General features: G+C 64.6%; 19 protein-coding genes. 12 read left to right on the plus strand and 7 right to left on the minus strand.

The features are described from left to right. Positions 1-7 precede the first annotated feature (7 nt). Together adh and NXT3_RS13150 are read right to left on the minus strand one after the other, a co-directional pair. Positions 8-1,516: an aldehyde dehydrogenase gene (gene adh / locus NXT3_RS13145; RefSeq protein ID WP_097525248.1), complete on the minus strand. Its 1,509-nt coding sequence runs from the start codon at positions 1,514-1,516 to the stop codon at positions 8-10. A 237-nt stretch (positions 1,517-1,753) separates the two neighbouring features. Next, entirely contained in the window at positions 1,754-2,710 is a 957-nt protein-coding gene (locus tag NXT3_RS13150; RefSeq protein WP_097525247.1) for a helix-turn-helix domain-containing protein, read from the minus strand. A gap of 230 nt (positions 2,711-2,940) precedes the next feature. Between NXT3_RS13150 and NXT3_RS13155 the strand changes: the two genes are divergently transcribed. From NXT3_RS13155 to pth, 5 genes are all read left to right on the plus strand, one after another. Beyond that, positions 2,941-4,122, plus strand: a complete 1,182-nt coding sequence (locus tag NXT3_RS13155; RefSeq protein WP_104839482.1) for a benzoate/H(+) symporter BenE family transporter — start codon at positions 2,941-2,943, stop codon at positions 4,120-4,122. 154 nt (positions 4,123-4,276) lie between these two features. After that, positions 4,277-4,891 (plus strand): 50S ribosomal protein L25/general stress protein Ctc, encoded by a 615-nt coding sequence (locus tag NXT3_RS13160; RefSeq protein WP_037414999.1) that lies wholly within the window; start codon positions 4,277-4,279, stop codon positions 4,889-4,891. Between the two features lie 258 nt (positions 4,892-5,149). Next, positions 5,150-7,516: an EAL domain-containing protein gene (locus NXT3_RS13165; protein ID WP_104839999.1), complete on the plus strand. Its 2,367-nt coding sequence runs from the start codon at positions 5,150-5,152 to the stop codon at positions 7,514-7,516. A 24-nt stretch (positions 7,517-7,540) separates the two neighbouring features. Then, positions 7,541-8,275, plus strand: coding sequence for a substrate-binding periplasmic protein (locus tag NXT3_RS13170; protein WP_097538021.1), 735 nt, complete (start codon positions 7,541-7,543; stop codon positions 8,273-8,275). Between the two features lie 235 nt (positions 8,276-8,510). Then, positions 8,511-9,230 carry an aminoacyl-tRNA hydrolase gene (pth, locus tag NXT3_RS13180; protein WP_104839483.1) on the plus strand — a complete coding sequence of 240 codons (720 nt, stop codon included), beginning with the start codon at positions 8,511-8,513 and terminating at the stop codon, positions 9,228-9,230. Between the two features lie 15 nt (positions 9,231-9,245). On the opposite strand, the gene clpS is transcribed toward pth, so the two are convergent. Beyond that, the gene (gene clpS, locus NXT3_RS13185; protein ID WP_037414992.1) at positions 9,246-9,557 is read right to left on the minus strand and encodes an ATP-dependent Clp protease adapter ClpS; all 312 of its coding nucleotides are present in this window, start codon (positions 9,555-9,557) and stop codon (positions 9,246-9,248) included. Between the two features lie 174 nt (positions 9,558-9,731). Here clpS and ychF point away from each other — a divergent pair, with 174 nt between their 5' ends. The 3 genes from ychF to NXT3_RS13200 are packed head-to-tail and all read left to right on the plus strand — an operon-like array spanning position 9,732 to position 11,784. Next, complete coding sequence (gene ychF / locus NXT3_RS13190; protein ID WP_104839484.1) at positions 9,732-10,835, plus strand: redox-regulated ATPase YchF; 1,104 nt, start codon at positions 9,732-9,734, stop codon at positions 10,833-10,835. 29 nt (positions 10,836-10,864) lie between these two features. Beyond that, complete coding sequence (locus tag NXT3_RS13195; RefSeq protein ID WP_037414987.1) at positions 10,865-11,314, plus strand: MaoC family dehydratase; 450 nt, start codon at positions 10,865-10,867, stop codon at positions 11,312-11,314. Beyond that, positions 11,314-11,784 carry a MaoC family dehydratase gene (locus NXT3_RS13200; RefSeq protein ID WP_083853895.1) on the plus strand — a complete coding sequence of 157 codons (471 nt, stop codon included), beginning with the start codon at positions 11,314-11,316 and terminating at the stop codon, positions 11,782-11,784. The genes NXT3_RS13195 and NXT3_RS13200 overlap by 1 nt, the downstream gene beginning before the upstream one ends. A gap of 31 nt (positions 11,785-11,815) precedes the next feature. Here the strand turns inward: NXT3_RS13200 and NXT3_RS13205 are convergent, their stop codons facing one another. Continuing rightward, positions 11,816-12,358 (minus strand): adenine phosphoribosyltransferase, encoded by a 543-nt coding sequence (locus NXT3_RS13205; RefSeq protein ID WP_037414984.1) that lies wholly within the window; start codon positions 12,356-12,358, stop codon positions 11,816-11,818. 301 nt (positions 12,359-12,659) lie between these two features. On the opposite strand from NXT3_RS13205, the gene NXT3_RS13210 reads away from it, so the two are divergent. Next, complete coding sequence (locus NXT3_RS13210) at positions 12,660-12,845, plus strand: DUF1059 domain-containing protein (protein WP_037414981.1); 186 nt, start codon at positions 12,660-12,662, stop codon at positions 12,843-12,845. Positions 12,846-12,862: 17 nt separating this feature from the next. Here NXT3_RS13210 and NXT3_RS13215 read toward each other — a convergent pair whose 3' ends face one another. The 3 genes from NXT3_RS13215 to NXT3_RS13225 are packed head-to-tail and all read right to left on the minus strand — an operon-like array spanning position 12,863 to position 15,371. Then, the gene (locus tag NXT3_RS13215) at positions 12,863-14,122 is read right to left on the minus strand and encodes a CCA tRNA nucleotidyltransferase (protein WP_104839485.1); all 1,260 of its coding nucleotides are present in this window, start codon (positions 14,120-14,122) and stop codon (positions 12,863-12,865) included. Beyond that, positions 14,119-14,751: a CoA pyrophosphatase gene (locus NXT3_RS13220; RefSeq protein ID WP_104839486.1), complete on the minus strand. Its 633-nt coding sequence runs from the start codon at positions 14,749-14,751 to the stop codon at positions 14,119-14,121. Before NXT3_RS13220 ends, NXT3_RS13215 begins: the two co-directional genes overlap by 4 nt. Further along, the gene (locus NXT3_RS13225; RefSeq protein ID WP_104839487.1) at positions 14,748-15,371 is read right to left on the minus strand and encodes a DUF1285 domain-containing protein; all 624 of its coding nucleotides are present in this window, start codon (positions 15,369-15,371) and stop codon (positions 14,748-14,750) included. The genes NXT3_RS13220 and NXT3_RS13225 overlap by 4 nt, the downstream gene beginning before the upstream one ends. A gap of 265 nt (positions 15,372-15,636) precedes the next feature. Between NXT3_RS13225 and NXT3_RS13230 the strand changes: the two genes are divergently transcribed. The 3 genes from NXT3_RS13230 to NXT3_RS13240 are packed head-to-tail and all read left to right on the plus strand — an operon-like array spanning position 15,637 to position 20,384. Continuing rightward, positions 15,637-16,650 carry an AAA family ATPase gene (locus NXT3_RS13230; RefSeq protein WP_097525241.1) on the plus strand — a complete coding sequence of 338 codons (1,014 nt, stop codon included), beginning with the start codon at positions 15,637-15,639 and terminating at the stop codon, positions 16,648-16,650. Between the two features lie 3 nt (positions 16,651-16,653). Next, positions 16,654-17,574, plus strand: a complete 921-nt coding sequence (locus tag NXT3_RS13235) for a DUF58 domain-containing protein (protein WP_097525240.1) — start codon at positions 16,654-16,656, stop codon at positions 17,572-17,574. Further along, entirely contained in the window at positions 17,571-20,384 is a 2,814-nt protein-coding gene (locus tag NXT3_RS13240) for a DUF4159 domain-containing protein (RefSeq protein WP_104839488.1), read from the plus strand. Before NXT3_RS13235 ends, NXT3_RS13240 begins: the two co-directional genes overlap by 4 nt. The last annotated feature ends 1 nt before the right edge of the window (position 20,385 follow it).

The raw sequence follows: 20,385 nt of genomic DNA on the forward strand, positions 1-20,385 counted from the left end.
GCGGGGATCAGAAGAAGCCGAGCGCCTCGGGGCTGTAGCTTACCAGCAGGTTCTTCGTCTGCTGGTAATGGTCGAGCATCATCTTGTGCGTCTCGCGGCCGATGCCCGATTGCTTGTAGCCGCCGAAGGCGGCATGCGCAGGATAGGCATGGTAGCAGTTGGTCCAGACACGGCCGGCCTGGATCTCGCGGCCGAAGCGGTAGCAGCGGTTGGCATCGCGGCTCCATACGCCGGCGCCGAGGCCATAGAGCGTGTCGTTGGCGATCGCGAGCGCCTCCTCCTCGGTCTTGAAGGTCGTCACCGACACGACCGGGCCGAAGATTTCCTCCTGGAAGATGCGCATCCTGTTGTGCCCGCGGAACACCGTCGGCTTGACGTAGTAGCCGCCCGAGAGATCGCCCTCGAGCACGTTGCGCTCGCCGCCGGTCAGCACTTCAGCGCCCTCCTGCCTGCCGATGTCGATATAGGAGAGGATCTTCTCGAGCTGCTCGCCCGACGCCTGCGCACCGATCATCGTCGCACTATCGAGCGGATTGCCCTGCCTTATTGCTTCGACCCGCTTCAGCGCCCGCTCCATGAAGCGGTCATAGATGCTTTCCTGGACCAGCGCCCGGCTCGGGCAGGTGCAGACCTCGCCCTGGTTGAGCGCAAACATCGCAAAGCCTTCGAGCGCCTTGTCGAAATAGTCGTCGTCCTCATTGAGCACGTCGGCGAAGAAGATATTCGGCGACTTGCCGCCGAGTTCGAGCGTCACCGGGATGAGGTTCTGGCTGGCGTACTGCATGATCAGCCGGCCGGTCGTCGTCTCGCCGGTAAAGGCGATCTTGGCGATGCGCGGGCTGGTCGCCAGCGGCTTGCCCGCCTCCAGGCCGAAGCCGTTGACGACGTTGAGCACGCCCGGCGGCAGCAGATCAGCGATCAGTTCTGCGAGCACGAGGATCGAGGCCGGCGTCTGCTCGGCCGGTTTCAGGACGACGCAGTTGCCGGCCGCAAGCGCCGGCGCCACCTTCCAGGCGGCCATCAGGATCGGGAAATTCCAGGGAATGATCTGTCCGACGACACCGAGCGGCTCGTGGAAATGATAGGCGATGGTATCGTGATCGACCTCGCCGATCGACCCTTCCTGTGCCCGGATGCAGGCGGCGAAATAGCGGAAATGGTCGATCGCCAGAGGAATGTCGGCGGCCATCGTCTCGCGGATCGGTTTGCCGTTGTCCCAGGTCTCGGCCCGCGCCAGAAGTTCCAGATTGTCCTCCATCCGCGCCGCGATCCTCATCAGGATGTTGGAGCGCTCGGTGGTCGAGGTCCGGCCCCATTTCTCCTTCGCGGAATGGGCGGCATCGAGCGCCAGCTCGATATCGGCGGCATCCGAACGGGCCACCTGGCAGAGCGTGCCGCCGGTGACGGGCGTGGTATTGTCGAAATAGCGGCCGGCCACCGGCTCGCGCCATTCACCGCCGATGAAATTTCCGTATTTGTGCTTGAACGGGTTATCGAGAATCTTCTGATGCAGCATGGCTTCCTCCCTTGGAAAAACAGCACTCCAATCTGCTGTGGAGGGAGAGTGAAGCCGGATGGAGATTTGCGGTAGGGTGCCGCGGCACGCGGCTTCGCCGTGTGTTTCAGAATTGAGACAGGTGGCCCCCGCTATCGCACGTCATTTGAGTTTTGCCCCTCATCCCGCTGCCGCGACCTTCTCCCCGCATGCGGGGAGAGGGCTAGTCCTCGGGTTAAACCCGAGGAGAGGGGCATCTCAATTAAGCGAAAGCCGCTTCATTTTCCGATAGAGCGTTGCGCGGCTGATTCCGAGCAGATCGGCGGCCATCGACACGTTGCCATTGGTCCGCGACAAGACGCGTCGCAAGGCCGCCCTTTCAGCATCGGGCAATTCGCGCGCCTCGCTGGAGGCCCGCTCCTGGAGCAGGTCGGTGGCCGGAATGCCGGCGGCGATGCGCTTGTCGTCGAGCCCGAGCCACTGCCGGGCCGCTCGCGTCGCGCCGAGCACAAGGTCGTCACGGTCGACGGCGAGCAGAGCCGGCCCTGCCCGATCGGCCGGCACGAGCACGATCCGCGCTTCGGCAAAGGCGCGCCGGAAGAGGTTTGCCTCGATGCGAGCGGCAGCATCGCGCACTGCCTGCGAAAGGATCGCGAGCGTCGCCTCGGAAGCGTCGTCGCGGCAGGTGGATATGTCGAGCGCCGCGGCAAGCCGCCCGGCCTCGTCCCGGATCGGTGCGGTCGCACAGCTCAGACCGATATTGCGGCTCAAAAAATGCTGATCGCGATGTATGACGACTGGGCGCTCGTCGGCAATCGCCGTACCGATGCCGTTGGTTCCGACGCTCGCCTCGCTCCACACGGTGCCCGACCAGAGACCGACGCCGCGGAAATCCGCATCGTCCCCGCCTGCCCCGCGCCGTTCGAGCGCAATCCCCTTCTCGTCGGTGAGCAACAGGCAGCATCCGGCCTTGACGACCACGCCGAACAGCCGGTCGAGTTCGCCGACCGCTTCCGCAATCAGCACCCCCGAGCGTTCGCGCGCCTGCCGAAACTCGCCATCGGAGAGCCGCGAGGGCAGACGCGCCTCTTCGGGGGCGAGGCCGTGCAGGGTCAGGCAGCGCCGCCACGAAGCGGCGACCGGCGAACTGACGGCGGCTGCCGATTGTTGCGCGGTCCTGTAGACGTGTTCCGTATGGTCTCTGACTGCTGGCATTCGCTCCCTCCCTGAAAGCGTCCTCCGGCCATGGATCGCCTGCACCCGTCTCCCCGTTCGGTGCACCGCGTTGGCGGCCACTATAAACAGAGGTCCCGCGGCCGGTCCAGGCAGACGAAGGTCGTGCAAGCACCCCCTCCTACAAGACGTTGTTGGGCGGTACCGAGCGGGCCTGCGATGTGCTACGCCGTCGGGCAACTCTTGTGACTCGCCCGAGACCCCGGTTGCCCATGCTTCGTGATTTCTCCGTCCAAAGCCTCTTCATGGGCGTGCTGATCGCCTTCGTCGGCTTTGCCAGCTCCTTCGCCGTCATCCTGCATGGCCTTGCCGGCGTCGGCGCCACCGAGGCCCAGGCGGCCTCGGGTCTGATGGCGCTCTCCGTTTCCATGGGTGTCTGCGCGATAGTCGTCAGCATCGTCACGCGGCTACCCGTCAGCATCGCCTGGTCGACACCCGGCGCGGCGCTGCTGGCGACCTCCGGTTCCGTTCCAGGCGGCTTCAACGCGGCCGTCGGTGCCTTCCTTGTTTGCGGCCTGCTGATCGTCGTCGCCGGGCTGTGGAAGCCGCTCGGCCGCATGGTGTCGGCCATTCCTGCAGCTCTGGCGAACGCCATGCTCGCCGGCGTGCTCCTGAGCCTCTGCTTCGCCCCGGTGCAAGCGATCGCCTTCAATCCGCTCTTCGGCCTGCCGATCGTCCTCGCCTGGGCGATCGTCGGCAGCGTCAACAAGCTCTATGCCGTTCCCGCAGCGCTTCTCGCCCTCGTCGGCGTGATCGCCCTCGGCGTCGAGATGCCGGAAACCGCCTTTGCGCAACTATCGTCCGCTCTCGTGCCGAAGGCTGAATTCGTCCCGCCGGTCCTCAATGCGGCGGCGATGATCAGCATCGCCCTGCCGCTCTTCATCGTCACCATGGCGTCGCAGAACATTCCCGGCATCGCCGTGCTGAAGGTCAACGACTATCACCCGAACCCCGGCCCGCTCTTTGCGGCGACCGGGCTTTTCTCGCTGTTCAGCGCACCCTTCGGCGGCCACGCCGTCAATCTCGCGGCGATCACCGCCGCCATGTGCGCCGGGCCCGATTCCCACCCGGACCGCAACCGCCGGTATTGGTCGGCGATCATCGCCGGCATCGCCTATATCGTCTTCGGCCTGCTCGCCGGCGCCGTTACCACCTTCGTCAGCCTGGCGCCGCCGGTGCTGATCGAAGCGGTCGCGGGCCTAGCGCTCATCGGCGCCCTTTCGAACTCCGCCGTGGCCGCCTTCACGGAGGCCCGGACCCGCGAAGCCGCCGCCATCACTTTCCTCGTCACCGCGTCCGGTGTCAGTTTTGCCGGCGTCTCCGGCGCCTTCTGGGGCCTGATCGGCGGTGGCCTGATGCTCGCGCTCGCACGTTTCTCCCGGCGCAAAGGTTGAGAGGCGCGGCGTGCCTTGCATTTCGGCCCGTTCTCGGCTATGGACCCCGCGTCCGCGCAGACACCCTTGGAGGCAACGCGGATGGAACCGCCATGCGGTTTCAGGTTTTTCCGCTTGACGGACGAACTCTCCAAATAACCAGAAAGGTCTATCCATGAGCCAGACTTACGAGCTCAAGGCCGAGACGCGCGAACGGGTTGGTAAGGGGTCCTCCCGTGAACTTCGCCGCAACGGTCTTATCCCTGCTGTCATCTACGGTGACAAGCAAGCCCCGCTTTCCATCGCGCTTTCCACCAAGGAAGTGACGATGAAGATCCACGCCGGCGGTTTCATGACCACCGTCGCAACGATCGACGTCAACGGCGAGAAGATCCGCGTCCTGCCGAAGGACTATCAGCTGGATCCGGTTCGCGACTTCACCATGCATGTCGACTTCCTGCGTGTCTCGAAGGGCAGCCAGGTGTCGGTCCAGGTTCCGGTCCACTTCGAAAACGAAGAGAAGTCCCCGGGTCTCAAGCAGGGTGGCACGCTGAACATCGTTCGCCACGAAGTCGAACTGAACGTTTCCGCCGACAACATTCCGGATTTCCTGAGCGTCGATCTCAGTGGCCTCAAGATCGGCGACACCGTCCACATCTCGGACGTCAAGCTTCCGGCTGGTACGACCCCGGTGATTTCCGACCGCGACTTCACGATCGCCACGATCGCCGGCCGCGCGCAGGAAGTTGAAGCAGAAGAAGAAGCAGCCGAGGGCGAAGCGGAAGCTTGATCCGCGACTGCCGCAACGGCTGGCCGGCCCTTACGGCCGCAACATTCGAGAGCCCGTCCCAATCCTGGGACGGGCTTTTTGCTTTCATTGTGCACCGCACACGGACCGCGGGCTGACGCCGCGGCTTATGAAATCTCGGCGTGCAATTTCAACAACATTTAAGGTTTTGATGATGTTCTGCACGCGAGGGACATGGGCGTGGCAGTGCAAGAGTATCCGAATGTCGAGAGTGATGACGTCCGCCGGCGGGAGCATCCGATGATGCACTCGGTGGAAAACCGGTTTATTGCGATCATCTGCGGCGCGATGCTTGTATTCGTGGCGCCCCTCTTGGCACTGTTCCTCGCCATATCCGGCGAGCGCGTTGCGCGGGAGCGCCTGCAGAACGTCGAACTGCTGATGGAAACCAGCGCCGAAGCCCTTGGCAAGCCGATCTGGGACTTCGACCAGGACGGCATCAAGCGGATCGCTCTTTCGCTGATGAACGCCACCGATATCGACGCCGTCACGATCCGCGACACGGCGGGAAACGTCCTTGCGCAAGTGCCTCCGGGCAAGCTTGACGCCGCAGCCGGCAAGCCCTTGGAAACGGCCATTTCCTATGACAGCGTCAAAGGCCCGGTGCCCGTCGGCGCTTTGACCGTCGTCGTCCCGCCCTCCGGCCTGCTGCTACGCTTCAGCAAGGACGAGTGGACGATCCTCGGCATCCTTCTCTTTGCCGTCGCGACGGTCTTCGCTGCGGCACTGATCGGCAACCGCTTCATCGTCATCCGGCCGCTGATGCGGCTCACCGCTGCAGTCGAAGCGACGCGGCGCCTCGGATCGCGCCACCGGGTCGACTGGAACGCGGATGACGAGATGGGCGCCTTGGCCGGCAACTTCAACGCGATGCAGGACCGGCTCGAACGCGAGGAACAGGAGCTGAAGAGCGCCCATGCCCGTGCGACGGAGACCTACAACCTGACGCCGGCCATGCTCTTTTCCCTCGACGCCGCGGGCCGGCTGACGGCGGTCAGCGACTACTGGCTACTCGCGACCGGATATCGCCGCGACTCGGTCATCGGGCGCAGCTTCACTGATTTCATCGACCCCTCATGGCACGACGCCTACCATCAGCGCACAAAAGCGACAGCGCGGGACGGTCACGACGTCAGCGACTCGACCCTGCCCTTCCGCAAGGCGGATGGCGAGTTCATGACGGTGCTCATCCTGGAAACGGAAACGAGCGGCGGAGAAATTTCGCTTTCGGTGATGACCGACGTCACCGCCTTGAAACAGGCCGAGAGCCGCAACCATACCCAGGCGATCACCGATCACCTGACCGGACTCTTGAACCGGCAAGGATTCGAAAACGCGCTGGACGAGGCGATCCTGAGCGCCGACCAGTGCGGCATGCAACTTGCCTGCCTGTTCATCGATCTCGATCGCTTCAAGTGGATCAACGACAATTTCGGCCACGCCGCCGGCGATGCGGTCCTGCGCCAGACGGTGGAACGCATTCGGGCAGCGCTTCGGCCCGAGGATGTGATCGCGCGGCTCGGCGGCGACGAGTTTGCCATCTTGATTGCCGCAACGGATGTCGCAGCCCTGGCAAGCGAGATCGGCGAGAGCATCTGCGCGGCGCTGCACGAACCGATGCCGATTGCCGGCAACGAGCTCTTCGTCAGCGCCAGTGTCGGCGTCTCGGTCTACCCGACCCATGCCTCCGGCGCCTCCGACCTGTTGCTCAAGGCCGACATGGCGATGTATGCCCGCAAACGCGAGGGCAAGAACGGTCTGCAGATTTTCGACGCCGGCATGCTCGACGCCGCACGCGAGCGCCACGAGATCGAACAGTGCATCGAGGCCGGTCTCAAGGAAGATTGGTTCGAGGCCTGGCTGCAGCCGATCGTCAGCCTCGACGACGGGCAGATTGTCGGCTTCGAAGCGCTGGTGCGGCTCAATCATCCGGAAAAGGGCCTGATTCCGCCGGGCAAGATCATCGGCATTGCCGAGGAGACCGGCACGATAGGCCGCATCGGCGACTGCGTGCTCGAAAAGGCGATCCGCCATCTCGCCGCCATCTCCGAACTGGACGGCACCCAAGGCACCTATCTCGCCGTCAATTTCTCGCCATTGCAGTTCGAGCTGACGTTGCCTCACAAGCTCGCCGCGCTCCTGCTCAAACATCACATTTCGCCGCAGCGCATCGTCGTCGAGATCACCGAAGCGGTGCTGATGCTCGACAATCCGGAAGTCCATTCGGTGTTGAAGCAGCTGAATGAATTCGGTTGCCGCATCGCTCTCGACGATTTCGGCACCGGCTACTCGTCGCTTAGCTACCTCAACCGCTTCCCGGTCGATATCGTCAAGGTCGACCAGTCCTTCACACGCTCCTTGAGCTCGCCAGCCGCCGACGTCCGGCGCAAGAGCCGAATGTTGATCAAGGGCATCCGGACGATCTCCCACCAGATGGGCTGCACGGTGGTCGCCGAAGGCATCGAGGCGAACGAGCAGTGGCAACTCCTGCGCAAGCTCGGTGTGGATTATGGCCAGGGCTATCTCTTCAGCCGGCCGATGCCGATCGACGGTATGCTGACCATGCTGGAAAACGAATCCGAAGCCAAGGCCAGTGCTCGTCTCTAGCCGGGAGCCAGAAGGAGTTATGGCGTGAAACACTTGATCTTGGCATTTTCCATCGGTCTTTCCGCCGCTGCCCACGCCGAGACGATCCATTTCGTCACCGAGGAGTACCCGCCCTACAATTTCTCGACCGCGAACGGCGCGAGCGGCGCCTCGGTCGACCAAATCGCCCTGATCATGAAGGCCGTCGAGCTCCCCTACGAGATCGAAGTCCTGCCTTGGGCGCGCGCCTTTGCGCTTGCCGAAAGCGAACCCTTCCACTGCGTTTTCACGACCGGTCACGACGCCGAGCGGGACAAGAAGTTCAGATGGATCGAACCGCTTCTCGTCGACCAGATGATCATGGTGCGTCACAGGCATTCGGCGATCGAGCTACGGACGCTGGATGAGGCCAAACAGTTCATCGTCGGCACCCAACGCGAGGACTTTTCCGCCAGCTATCTGAAAGAGCATGGCTTCCAGAGGATCGACTATGCCTCCAGCCTCGATTCGACGCTCAGGAAGCTGATCGCCGGCCGCGTCGACCTGATGATGACCTCCGAAAAGACCTTCGAGACGATGCGGGCCGAAGGCAAGCCTGTCGAGGCGGCGCTGGTGCTTGAAGGCAAGCAATACGGTATAGCCTGCCACATCGACATGCCCGACGAGATCGTCAGCCGCATGCAGGTCGAACTCAACCGCTTGATCGCCACGGGAAGCCAGGATCGGATCTACGAGCAATACGGCCTTCGTCCGGACGGAATAAAGCAGGCGGCCAAATAGAGATTGACTTGCCCGGCCGACGGTGTTTGGGGTTGAGAGACGGGTTTTGCCCCTCTCCTCGGGTTTAACCGAGGACTAGTCCTCTTCCGGCGCGCGGAGAGAGGGACTGGGAGAGCGCGGCGAACCCCTTCTCCCCGCGAGCGGGGAGAAGGTCACGGCAGCGGGATGGGGGGCAAGCATTCCACTCTCCGCATGACCATCGTCGGTGAAGCAGGAACCATCAGGAGTTTGCCGCATGCTGATCATCGCGGGACTTGGCAATCCGGGGTCGAAATACGCCGGCAACCGCCACAATATCGGCTTCATGGCGGTGGATGCCATCCAGCAGCGTCAAGGCTTTCCCTCCTGGTCGAAGAAATTCAAGGCGGAGATCGCCGAGGGCGAGATCGGCGGCGAGCGCGTCCTGCTGATCAAGCCGCAGACCTTCATGAACCTTTCCGGCGAAGCGGTCGGCGAAGCGATGCGCTTCTACAAGCTCGCGCCGAAGGACATCGTCGTCATCTATGACGAGCTGGATCTCCCTGCCGGCAAGGCGCGGATCAAGACCGCCGGCGGCCATGGCGGCCACAACGGCATCAAATCGATCGACGCCCATTGCGGCAAGGAGTACCGCCGCCTGCGCCTCGGCATCGGCCATCCGGGCGTCAAGGACCTGGTACATGCGCATGTGCTCGGCGATTTCGCCAAGGCCGATCAGGCCTGGCTTTCGGCCCTACTCGATACCATCGCCGACAACGCCGGCATGCTCGTCAAAGGCGAGGACTCGCAGCTCATGAACAAGATCGCCCTTGCCACCGGCGGCAAGCCCGACACGCAAGAGCCGCAGGCGAAGAAGCGGGTCGCCGCTCAGTCCCATATCCACCAGGCCCGCAACGCCGCGCAGCTGAAAAAACTGCCGGCGACGGGACCGATGGCCGACATGCTGAAGAAGATGTTCGGCCCCAAGGGGGACTGACGGACGGGCCGGAACTCACTCCTCCGGCTCGGTCGTGAACATCAGGGGGAAGCCGGCTTCCTTGCCGAGATCGGTCGCTTCCTTCGCCTTGGTCTCGGCGATGTCCCGGGCGCAGACCACGACGACCGAGGTGCCCAGCTTGTGAGCGGTCATCATCACTCGATAGCCGGTCTCCTCGCTCATGCGAAAAATGGCCTTCAACACCATCACCACGAAGTCACGCGGCGTGTAGTCGTCGTTGACGAGGATGACCTTATAGAGCCGCGGCCGCTCGAGCTTGGGCTTCACCTTCGTTTTTCGTTTTGGGGCGACTTCATTGTCACTCATCGGAACCTGCACCCGTCGATGACATGCGATGGAAAAAATCCAGTATCGCGCCTGCAGTACCCGCATTCAAGTCGAAGCCGGCCAAGTCCACCCAATGCGCGCGAAGCGCTTGACCGCCCCGCTCCTTTCCCCCATAGCCACGGCCAAGAAATTCGAGAACGACAGGTTTAGGCCATGGGCTTCAAATGCGGTATCGTCGGGCTGCCGAATGTCGGCAAGTCCACACTCTTCAACGCGCTGACCAAGACGGCGGCAGCGCAGGCGGCAAATTATCCCTTCTGTACGATCGAGCCGAATACCGGCGAGGTCGCGGTGCCGGACGCGCGCATGCGCAAACTCGCCGACATCGCCAAGTCTAAGGAAATCATTCCGACCCGCATCTCCTTCGTCGACATTGCCGGCCTGGTGCGCGGCGCCTCCAAGGGTGAAGGTCTCGGCAACCAGTTCCTCGCCAACATTCGCGAGGTGGATGCGGTGGTGCACGTACTGCGCTGCTTCGAGGACGACGACATCACCCATGTCGAGGGCCGCATCCATCCGGTCGAGGACGCCGAGACGATCGAGACCGAGCTGATGCTCGCAGACCTCGAGAGCCTGGAGCGGCGCACCGAACAGACGCGCAAGCGCGCCACCGGCAAGGACAAGGAATCGATGGCGCAGCTTCCGATCATGGAGGCGTCACTGAAGCTCCTGCAAGAAGGCAAGCCGGTGCGCACGCTGTTGCCGAAGCTCGATGCCGAGGAGCTGCGCATTCTTCAGGGGCTGAATCTCCTCACCGCCCACCCGGTTCTCTACGTCTGCAACGTCGCGGAGGCAGATGCCGCAGCGGGCAACGAGCACACCCGCGCCGTTGCCGAGATGGCCAAGGCGCAGGGCGCCGAAACCGTCGTCATCTCCGCCGCGATCGAATCCGAGGTCGCCCAACTGCCGGAAGAGGAGGCCAAGGAATTCCTCGGCGCTCTGGGCCTCGAGGAGGCCGGCCTCGACCGGCTGATCCGAGCCGGCTACAAGCTGCTCGACCTCATCACCTATTTCACCGTCGGCCCCAAGGAGACGCGCGCCTGGACGATCCCGCGCGGCACCAAGGCGCCGCAGGCGGCCGGCGTCATCCATTCGGACTTCGAGCGCGGCTTCATTCGCGCCAACACGATCGCCTATCACGACTACATTGCCTATAACGGCGAGACCGGCGCCAAGGAGGCCGGCAAGGCCCGCGACGAAGGCAAGGAATATGTCGTCCAGGACGGCGACGTCATCCACTTCCGCTTCAACACGTGACGTGCGCAGGAGGCGGCCCGGAGGTTGGCATGCTATATTTCGAGGACTTCACGCCGGGGCGGCGCTTTGACTATGCGCCGGTTCGGATGCAGGCCGCAGACATGATCGCCTTTGCCGGCGAGTTCGACCCGCAGCCGATGCATCTGGACGAAGAAGCCGGCAGGCGCAGCATCCTTGGCGGGCTTTCCGCCTCCGGCTGGCATACCAGCGCTATCGGCATGCGGATGATGATCGACGCCTTCCTCGGCCATTCGTCCTCGCAGGGCTCGCCCGGCATCGACTTCATGGACTGGAAGAAGCCGGTGCTTGCAGGAGACGTGCTTTCCGGCTTCAGCCTCGTCCTGGAGGCGCGCCCTTCGAAGTCGAAGCCGCAGATCGGTCTCGTCAAGTTCCGCAACGAAATCAGCAATCAGAGCGGGGCGCCGGTTGCTGTCTCCGAATGTTCGATCATGTTTCGGCACCGCGCGGGTGGGCGCTGATGATGACGCTCGAAGAACTCTATGCGGCCGGCCGCAAGACCATGATCGGCAGCCTGGCATTCACGGCGGAGGACATCGTCCGTTTCGCACGCGACTTCGATCCGCAGCCCTTCCATCTCGACGAGGAGGAGGCAAGGCGCTCGCTGTTCGGCGGCCTTTGCGCCTCAGGCTGGCACACCAGCGCCGGCTGGATGCAGTGCTTCGTCCGTTTCTGGGCCGGCGAAGCCCGGCGGCTGGCCGCAGAGGGGCTGCATGCTCCCCGGCTCGGCCCGGCTGCCGGTTTCCGCGAGCTCCGCTGGCTGAAACCGGTCTATGCCGGCGACACCGTTACCTATGCCGTCACGCTCCTCCAAGCCCGCGCCCTCGCCTCCCGCCCCGGCTGGCGCATCAACACGATCCTGTGCGAGGGCGAAAACCAGCATGAGGAGCCGGTGATCCGCTTCGAAAGCAAGGTCCTCGAATTCACCTGAGCACGCGAGCGCCGGGCGCCCGCCCACTCACTCAGTGCCCCTCGAACTCGATCAGCGTGCGGACCTTGACGCCGAGCGCCTCGAGCTTCTTGCGACCGCCGAGCTCCGGCAGGTCGATGATGAAGCAGGCGGCGACGATGTCGGCGCCCATCTGCTGCAGGAGCTTGGTGGCGCCCTCGGCGGTTCCGCCGGTGGCGATAAGATCATCCACCAGGATCACCTTCTCGCCGGGTTCGATCGCATCCTTGTGCATCTCCATCTCGTCCACGCCATATTCCAGGCTGTAGGCGATCCTCACCGTTTCGTGCGGCAGCTTGCCCTTCTTGCGGATCGGCACGAAGCCGGCCGACAGCTGATGCGCAATTGCACCGCCCAGAATGAAGCCGCGCGCTTCGATCCCGGCGATCTTGTCGACCTTGGTTCCGGCATAGGGGTGGACGAGTTCGTCGATCGCCCGCCGGAACGTCTTCGGATTGCCGAGCAGAGTCGTGATATCGCGAAAGACGATGCCGGGCTTCGGATAGTCCGGAATGCTCCGGATGGCGGAAATCAGTTCCGATTGGACAGCGAGCATGGTGTGGAAGCGGCCTTTCAAGTCTGGAGGTGGCAAAGCCATAGCACCATCGCGCCGCATGTTCACAGGGTTTCTTTGCGCAACTGGCCGGGCCGGAACAATTTGGCCGAACCTCCGGTTGATGTTACCCTTGCCCATGGACAGATCCCGACGGCGGCTCTGTCAGTTGCATTGATGACTGAGCGGGATGAGACGATCTCGGCGTCTTTCTGACCGCATCCCGCTCCGAACTTCTTGGATGAGATCACGCTGCATTTCGCTCGATGCGAAAGCATGCCGATCCAGAGAAAGGAGGAACACCATGCGCCTGTTCGAATGCGGTTCTCTCGTTCCGGGTTGCCCCTGGCATACCCGCGCCGACAACGACGCGGAAATCGTCCGCCGTGTCGTCGAACACATGCGGGACACCCATGGCGAGACGGTGATCCGCGAAAACATGATCGACAATATTAAGGCTCGCATCGTCGACGAAACCCAGGCCGCCTGACGCGCCGCCCTTTCGCCTCAGCCGGAACGCAGCTGGGCTTCCAGCCGGGCGACGAGCGTCGCCCGGTCGACATTGAAGTTGCGCTCGATCCAGAAATTCTCGAGTTCCGCCAGCAGTTCCCCGATCTTTGGTCCGGCGGGAACGCCGGCCTTCAGGACATCGGCCCCGTTCACGGGGAAGACGGGACGCTGCCACTTCTCCGTCCGTGCCAACAGCCGCTGGTAGGCGGCTGTCTCGGCGAGAAAGGCCGGATCGGTTTCCGATTTGCGCCGCGCTGCAGCGAGCGAAAGCTTGAGGCGTGCGATGATGCCCTCGGCACCGTTCCGGTAAAGCGTGCGATCGAGCGCTGCGTCCGCGAGCGTGGCGGCAATGGCCGGCGCCTCGGCAAAGCGGGCGAGAAAGGCCGCCTCCGTTTTCGACAGGCGCAGCCGCGCCGCCATCGCCTCGAGCCGCCCGGCATCGGGCGGAACGATTGCGGCAAGCCGCAGAAGCGGCTCCGGCGTCCAGGCAAAGACCTTCTCGGCGGCAATCAGGCCCGGCACTGCATCGATCCCCCATTTTTCGGTTTCAGGCAGGACCTCGCCGAGCACGCCTGCCTGGCGCATCCAGAGAAGGGCGCGGCCGGGATCCTCCGCGGCAAGCAGTTTCTTCATCTCGCCCCAGACGCGCTCGGCCGAGAGCGTCGCGATCCTTGCTCGTGCCTGCGCGCAGGCCCTGAGCCCCTCCGCATCCGGGCGGCCCTGCCCGTAATGGGCAAAGAGGCGGAAGAAGCGCAGGATACGCAAATAGTCCTCCGCAACCCGCTCGGCGGCGCTGCCGATGAAACGCAGGGTGCGGCTCTCGATATCGGACAGGCCGCCGACATAGTCGAATATCTCGCCTCCGGCGTCGGCATAGAGGGCGTTGATCGTAAAGTCGCGGCGCTCGGCATCCGCTTTCCAGTCGGTGCCGAAGGCGACCTCGGCGCGGCGACCGTCCGTCGCAACGTCGCGGCGCAACGTCGTCACCTCATGGGGAATTCCGTCGATCACCAGCGTGACTGTGCCGTGCTCGATCCCCGTCGGCACCGCCTTGATGCCGGCGCTCTCCGCCCGCGCCACCACATCCTCCGGCTGCCAGGTTGTCGCCAGGTCGACATCCCCCACCGGCAGACCGAGCAGGCTGTTGCGGACGGCGCCGCCGACGACCCGCACCTCGCCGCCCTCGGCATTCAAAAGCTCGAAGACGCGGCGCAGCGATGCAGCCTGAAACCAGTGCTCGGCGGCGATAGATATCATGCATAAAGCCTTTCATAGAGCATGCGGACGATGCCGGCGGTGATCCCCCAGATGTTCCGCTCGCCATAGGGCATCCGGTAGAAATGCCGCTCCGCACCCTCCCAATGGCGGCTTCCGCGGCCGTGATTGCCGGGATCCATGAGGAAAGAGAGCGGCACTTCGAAGACGCTCTCGACCTCTTCGGGATTGGGCACGAGCTCGAAACCGGGCTGGACAACGGCCAGCACCGGGGTGATGCGGAAGCCGGACAATGCCATGTAATGCGGCAGGCGGCCGATTGTCTCGACGAAACGCGGATCGAGCCCGATCTCCTCCTGCGCCTCCCGCAGCGCCGCCACCTCGATCGAGTGGTCCTCGGGATCGACGGCGCCTCCCGGAAAGGCCACCTGGCCCGAGTGCTTGCGCAGATACGAGGTGCGCTGCGTGAAGATGACGCTCGCATCGTCACCGTCGTCGACCACCGGTACGAGCACCGCGGCGTCCTTCAGATGCAGCGACTCGAGATGGGGCACGATGCCGGGATTGAGGAGAAAGTCGCCGTGATCGCGCCAGGCGGTCTCGATCGGGCCGCCCGTCTGCTTGAGCGCACGGCGACGGAACTCGTCGGCGGAGAAAATCGGACGGCTCATCGCGACAGCGCTTCCAGCTCGGCCGCCGGCATGACCGGGAAGACGGCCCCCGCGGATCTGACGCAGAACGTCTCGACGCCGTCGATCAGGGCGGTCTCGCCAAGTTCGACGATCTCGTACATGACCGGACGGGAAACGAGCGCCTCGAGGCGTCCGCGCACGTGCAGATAGGGCTTCAGCTCGCGGTTGTTGCCATGGATGACGAAGCGCAGCGGATGCTCCGGCCCCGCCTCGACCACGTCGCCGACATTGGTGCGGAAGGTGACCACGGTCTCGCCCTCCCTTGCCGTGACGCTCATCTCGACGGCGATGAAGGGCGCATCGGCGACGCGGATGCTGACTTTTTCCACCGGAGTGACCAGATAGGTCCTGCCGTCGTCGTCCTTGCGCAGCACCGTGGAAAACAACCTCACCAGCGGCTGGCGGCCGATCGGCGTGCCCATGTAGAACCATGTTCCATCGGCGCGGATTTCCATGTCGATGTCGCCGCAGAATGGCGGGTTCCAGCGCTCGACCGGCGGCAGCCCTCTCGCTTCGCCTCCCGTCTGGCTGGCAGCGCGGGCAATTAACGCGGCAAGACCCGCCGCATCTCCCGTCTGCTGAATCTTGGTCTCTGCCATCGTTCTGTCCCGTTTGGCCCCAATCTTCCTCGGAGGCGTCGCGTGTTCAAAGGCGTGCGGGATGTTCGTCAGCGGTTACGAGCACCTTGACCGCACTTCGCGCTTCGCAGAGAAGCACTTAGTATGCTTCAGGGCTTCTTGAAGCTCACGAGATAGTGCGTTGGCGGCGGCTTGTCAGCCGTCTGCCAGGGTCTAAATTGAAAAAAGGGAACCGGACGCGGGTGATGCCGAATCGGGTTCGACACGCACGAGCGGGAGACAGGCGATGAGTGTGATGAAAACCGCGGCCGAAGCGGCCGACGAGAAGGCGATCGTCGCCGCCGCGGAAGCGGCTCTCGGGGAGATAGCGCTCATCCGAACGGAGGTCGGCAAGGTCATCTTCGGCCAGGAAAACGTCGTCGAGCAGACGCTGCTGGCGGTGCTTTCCGGCGGCCACGCGCTGCTCGTTGGCGTGCCGGGTCTCGCCAAAACCAAGCTCGTCGCGACGCTCGGCACCGTGCTGGGGCTTGCCAACAGCCGCATCCAGTTCACGCCGGACCTGATGCCCTCGGATATTCTGGGCTCCGAGGTGATGGACCAGGATCAGGCCGGCCACCGCTCTTTCCGCTTCATTCCCGGTCCGATCTTCACCCAGCTCCTGATGGCCGACGAAATCAACCGAGCCTCTCCGCGCACCCAATCGGCGCTGCTGCAGGCCATGCAGGAATATCACATCACCATTGCCGGCGCCCGCAAGGACCTGCCGCATCCCTTCCACGTGCTCGCGACCCAGAACCCGCTTGAGCAGGAAGGCACCTATCCGCTGCCGGAAGCCCAGCTTGACCGCTTCCTGATGCAGGTCGACGTCGGCTATCCGGAGCTTGCCGCCGAACGGCAGATCCTGCTGGAGACAACCGGCGTGACCGAGATCGAAGCCCGCCCGGTCATCAACGCCGAACGCCTGCAGCAGCTTCAGCATCTCATTCGTCAGATGCCGGTTGGCGAAAAGGTGGTCGATGCCATCCTGTCGCTCGTCCGCTCCGCCCGCCCGGGCAACGGCAATCCGGCCACCGACAAGAACGTCGCCTGGGGGCCGGGTCCGCGCGCCGGCCAGGCCCTGATGCTCTGTGCCCGCGCTCGCGCTCTCTATGACGGCCGGCTGGCGCCCTCGATCGACGATATTCTCGCGCTTGCCGAGCCAGTGCTGCAGCACCGCATGGCGCTGACCTTCGCGGCCCGCGCCGAGGGCATGACCGTGCGGGACGTCATCGCCGACCTGGTGAAGCGAGCCAAGGGATAGCGCATGGCCGCGATCGGGCAGACAGTCGCGCGTACACCGTCCGGGGAAGTCTTGTCGCGCGCCCAGCAGCGGGCGATGCTCGTTCCCGATTGCCTTGTCGAGGCGCGTCGCATCGCCAATACGGTGATTGCCGGCTGGCACGGCCGGCGCAAGCGCGGCATCGGCGAGAATTTCTGGCAGTTCCGCCCCTATAGCCAGGGCGAAAGCCTGTCGCGCATCGACTGGCGCCGCTCGGCCCGCGATGATCATACTTATGTCCGCGACCGCGAGTGGGAGGCGGCGCACACGATCTGGCTCTGGGCCGATCTTTCGCCCTCGATGATGTACAAATCGACCCTCGGCGCAGTGTCGAAGGAAAGCCGCGCACTGGTGCTGATGCTGGCGCTGGCCGAAATCCTCGCCCGGTCCGGCGAACGGATCGGCTGCCCGGGGGTGATGGAGCCGGTTTCGGCCCGCAACGCCGCCGAACGCCTGGCGGCGGCGATCATGCTGAGCCCGCTTGGCGGCGGCCTGCCCGAGACCGGCATGATCCGCGGCGCCAGCGATCTGGTGCTGATCGGCGACTTTCTCGACCCGGCCGACAAGGTGATGGAGCGGCTCGGCCCGCTCGCCCGCAGGGGACTGCGCGGACATGTCGTCGAAATCGCCGACCCGGCCGAGGAGGTCTTCCCCTATGCCGGCCGCACCGAATTCACCGATCCCGAAAGCGGCGAGAAGCTGACGGCCGGCCGCGCCGAAATCCTGCGCGACGACTACCAGCGCGCCTACCGCGCCCGCCGCGACGGCCTCGGCGCAGGTCTCCGCCACCTCGGATGGACCTTCATTCCGCATCGGACCGACCGGCCGGCCTCGGAGGCGCTGGTCGCCGTCCATATGTATCTTTCCGGGATGCCCACCCGCGCGACACACGGGGGGCAGCTATGATCGGCGGCCTCGCCTTCGCCTTTGCCAACCCCGCGATACTGGCCGCCCTCGCGGCCTTGCCGGTGATCTGGTGGCTGCTGCGCATGACGCCGCCGAGGCCCGCGGCCGAGGTCTTCCCGCCGCTTCGCATCCTTGCCTCCGTAATCAAGCGCGAGGAGACGCCGTCGAAAAGCCCCTGGTGGCTGACGCTTCTCCGAATGCTGATGGCCGCCGCGGTCATCTTCGCGATCGCCGACCCGGTCTTCAATCCCCGCAGCAATACGCTTGCCTCTTCCGGACCGTTGGCGCTCGTGATCGACAACAGCTGGGCAACAGCACCCGACTGGGAGCGAAGGGTCGAGGCTGCGTCGGCATTGATCGACGACGCCGAGGCCAGGGATCTTGCCGTTTCGGTCCTTTTCACAGGCGATCGCCAGCACGACGCGACGCCGGCATCGGCCGCTGCCGCACGCACCCGGCTCGCGGCCGCTGCGCCGGAGCCGCTTCCCGCCGATCGCCGACCGGCGCTGGCGGCGCTGAAGACCGCGTTCAACGACACCCCGCCGGGGACGATCGCCTTCGTCACCGACGGCATCGAAGCGGCCGATGACAAGACCATGGCAGCGCTGAACGAAATGGGCGCGGCGGAGCTCCGGGTGATCGACGCGGACGGCAGCCAGGCCGTGGCACTGACCGGCACGAGCAACGAGTCTGCCGGCATGTCGGTGACGGCCACCCGCCTGAAGACCGACGACCGCCGGTCCCTTCCGATCGTCGCTTACGACAGCCGCGGCCGCGCCATCGCCGATAGCGCAATCGAATTTGCCCCCGGCGCCGCTGTCGCCAAGGGAACGATCGAAGCACCGTTCGAGCTGCGCAACGATTTCGCCCGCATCGGCATCCAGGGCGAGGCGACCGCCGGTGCCACGCATCTCCTGGACGACGGTTTCCGCCGGCGTCGCGTCGCACTCCTGAGCGGCGAGGCGCGCGACCTGTCGCAGCCGCTTTTGTCGCCGCTCTACTATATCAATCGCGCGCTCGGCCCCTATGCCGATCTCATCGAGCCGCGCGAGACCGACCTCGCCGTCGCCATTCCCGAGCTCCTGGAACAGCGCCCTTCCGTCCTGATCATGGCCGATATCGGCCGGTTGCCGGAAGAAACCTATCCGCTGCTTTCGAAGTGGATCGACAACGGCGGCATGCTGATCCGTTTCGCGGGTCCGCGCCTTGCCGCGGCACCGGCCGACGACCCCCTCGTTCCCGTGACGCTCCGGCAAGGGGAGCGGGCCCTCGGCGGCGCCCTCTCCTGGTCCGAACCGCAGCCGCTCGCCGACTATCCGGCCAACAGCCCCTTCGCGGGTATGGCGCGGCCGAGCGACATTCTGGTCAAGCGCCAGGTTCTAGCCGAACCGACGGCAGATCTGGTCGAGCGCACCTGGGCAAACCTCGCCGACGGCACGCCGTTGGTGACTACGGCAGCACGCGGCACCGGCCGCATCGTGCTCTTCCATGTCAGCGCCGAGGCAACCTGGTCGAACCTGCCGATTTCCGGGCATTTCGTCGAGATGCTTCGCCGCAGCGTCCAGCTTTCACGCAGCGGCGGCGTCGCCGGTGAAAGCAGGGCGGCGCAGGCGCACACGCTGGCGCCCTTCCGGCTCCTCAATGCCGACGGTGTGCTCGTCGCGGAGACCGGCAATGCCCGGCCGCTCGATATGCAGCCGGGCAAGGCTCCCGTCACGACGCCGGACAACCCGCCGGGCCTTTACGGTTCCGAGGACGGATTCACCGCGCTGAACCTCTTGCCGCGCGACGCCGAACTCAAGCGGATCGAAATGACCCTTGCCGGAGCCCACACCGTGGAACGGCTCGTGCGGGCAGAGAGCTGGTCGCTGAAGCCGGCTCTGTTGACGTTCGCCCTGCTCCTGCTCATTGCCGACGCCATCATCGTGCTTTTCATGAGCGGCGCCTTTTCCCGGATCCGCATGGTGCGCACTGCATCTATGCTGGTCTTCGCGCTTGCCGCAGGCGTTCTCTTCATGCCGCCGCAGGTCCTTGCGGACGATGCGCGACCGGACGACGAGCGTATTCTCGAACGTCTGGACACGACGCATCTCGCCTATGTCGTCACTGGTGAGGACGAGGTCGACCGGCTTTCGGAGAGCGGGCTTCGCGGGCTGACCGATTTCCTCACCTACCGCACGACGCTCGAGCCCGGTGCGCCAGTCGGTCTCGACATCATGCGGGACGAACTCAGCCTCTATCCGATCATCTACTGGCCGATTTCGGCGAGCGCCCCGATGCCGAGCCCGCAGGCGGTCAGCCGCATCGACGCCTATATGCGCGCCGGCGGCACCGTGCTCTTCGACACGCGCGACCAGTTTTCCTCGCTTGGCGCTGCATCGAGCGGCACCAGCCCGAACACGGAACGGCTGCAGGCCATTCTGGCCAATCTGGACATCCCGCCGCTGGAGCCGGTGCCCGCCGACCACGTGTTGACCAAGGCCTTCTACCTCCTGACCAATTTCCCCGGCCGCTACACCGGCAGTCCTCTGTGGATCGAGGCGCAGTTCGAAAATCGCGACGAGCCGAGCAACCGGCCGGCCCGCTCCGGCGACGGCGTAACGCCGATCATGATCACCGGCAACGATTTTGCCGGCGCCTGGGCGGTGGACGCCAACGGCGTCGCCCTGCTGCCGACCGTTCCGCCGGACGAGATGCAGCGCGAATATGCCTTCCGCTCCGGCGTCAACATCATGATGTATATGCTGACCGGCAACTACAAGGCCGACCAGGTACACGTCCCCGCCCTGCTCGAGCGGCTCGGACAATGAG

The organism is Sinorhizobium fredii (genome assembly GCF_002944405.1).
Lineage (GTDB): Bacteria > Pseudomonadota > Alphaproteobacteria > Rhizobiales > Rhizobiaceae > Sinorhizobium > Sinorhizobium fredii_C.

What these genes read in the sequence shown, in the direction of transcription:
- ychF (WP_104839484.1), top strand. Translation starts at nt 9,732, where the DNA reads ATGGGCTTCAAATGCGGTATCGTCGGGCTGCCGAATGTCGGCAAGTCC.
- NXT3_RS13195 (WP_037414987.1), top strand. Translation starts at nt 10,865, where the DNA reads ATGCTATATTTCGAGGACTTCACGCCGGGGCGGCGCTTTGACTATGCG.
- NXT3_RS13165 (WP_104839999.1), top strand. Translation starts at nt 5,150, where the DNA reads ATGATGCACTCGGTGGAAAACCGGTTTATTGCGATCATCTGCGGCGCG.
- NXT3_RS13225 (WP_104839487.1), bottom strand. Translation starts at nt 15,371, where the DNA reads ATGGCAGAGACCAAGATTCAGCAGACGGGAGATGCGGCGGGTCTTGCC.
- NXT3_RS13210 (WP_037414981.1), top strand. Translation starts at nt 12,660, where the DNA reads ATGCGCCTGTTCGAATGCGGTTCTCTCGTTCCGGGTTGCCCCTGGCAT.
- NXT3_RS13200 (WP_083853895.1), top strand. Translation starts at nt 11,314, where the DNA reads ATGATGACGCTCGAAGAACTCTATGCGGCCGGCCGCAAGACCATGATC.
- NXT3_RS13235 (WP_097525240.1), top strand. Translation starts at nt 16,654, where the DNA reads ATGGCCGCGATCGGGCAGACAGTCGCGCGTACACCGTCCGGGGAAGTC.
- adh (WP_097525248.1), bottom strand. Translation starts at nt 1,516, where the DNA reads ATGCTGCATCAGAAGATTCTCGATAACCCGTTCAAGCACAAATACGGA.
- NXT3_RS13215 (WP_104839485.1), bottom strand. Translation starts at nt 14,122, where the DNA reads ATGATATCTATCGCCGCCGAGCACTGGTTTCAGGCTGCATCGCTGCGC.
- NXT3_RS13155 (WP_104839482.1), top strand. Translation starts at nt 2,941, where the DNA reads ATGCTTCGTGATTTCTCCGTCCAAAGCCTCTTCATGGGCGTGCTGATC.
- NXT3_RS13205 (WP_037414984.1), bottom strand. Translation starts at nt 12,358, where the DNA reads ATGCTCGCTGTCCAATCGGAACTGATTTCCGCCATCCGGAGCATTCCG.
- NXT3_RS13230 (WP_097525241.1), top strand. Translation starts at nt 15,637, where the DNA reads ATGAGTGTGATGAAAACCGCGGCCGAAGCGGCCGACGAGAAGGCGATC.
- pth (WP_104839483.1), top strand. Translation starts at nt 8,511, where the DNA reads ATGCTGATCATCGCGGGACTTGGCAATCCGGGGTCGAAATACGCCGGC.
- NXT3_RS13220 (WP_104839486.1), bottom strand. Translation starts at nt 14,751, where the DNA reads ATGAGCCGTCCGATTTTCTCCGCCGACGAGTTCCGTCGCCGTGCGCTC.
- NXT3_RS13240 (WP_104839488.1), top strand. Translation starts at nt 17,571, where the DNA reads ATGATCGGCGGCCTCGCCTTCGCCTTTGCCAACCCCGCGATACTGGCC.
- NXT3_RS13160 (WP_037414999.1), top strand. Translation starts at nt 4,277, where the DNA reads ATGAGCCAGACTTACGAGCTCAAGGCCGAGACGCGCGAACGGGTTGGT.
- clpS (WP_037414992.1), bottom strand. Translation starts at nt 9,557, where the DNA reads ATGAGTGACAATGAAGTCGCCCCAAAACGAAAAACGAAGGTGAAGCCC.
- NXT3_RS13150 (WP_097525247.1), bottom strand. Translation starts at nt 2,710, where the DNA reads ATGCCAGCAGTCAGAGACCATACGGAACACGTCTACAGGACCGCGCAA.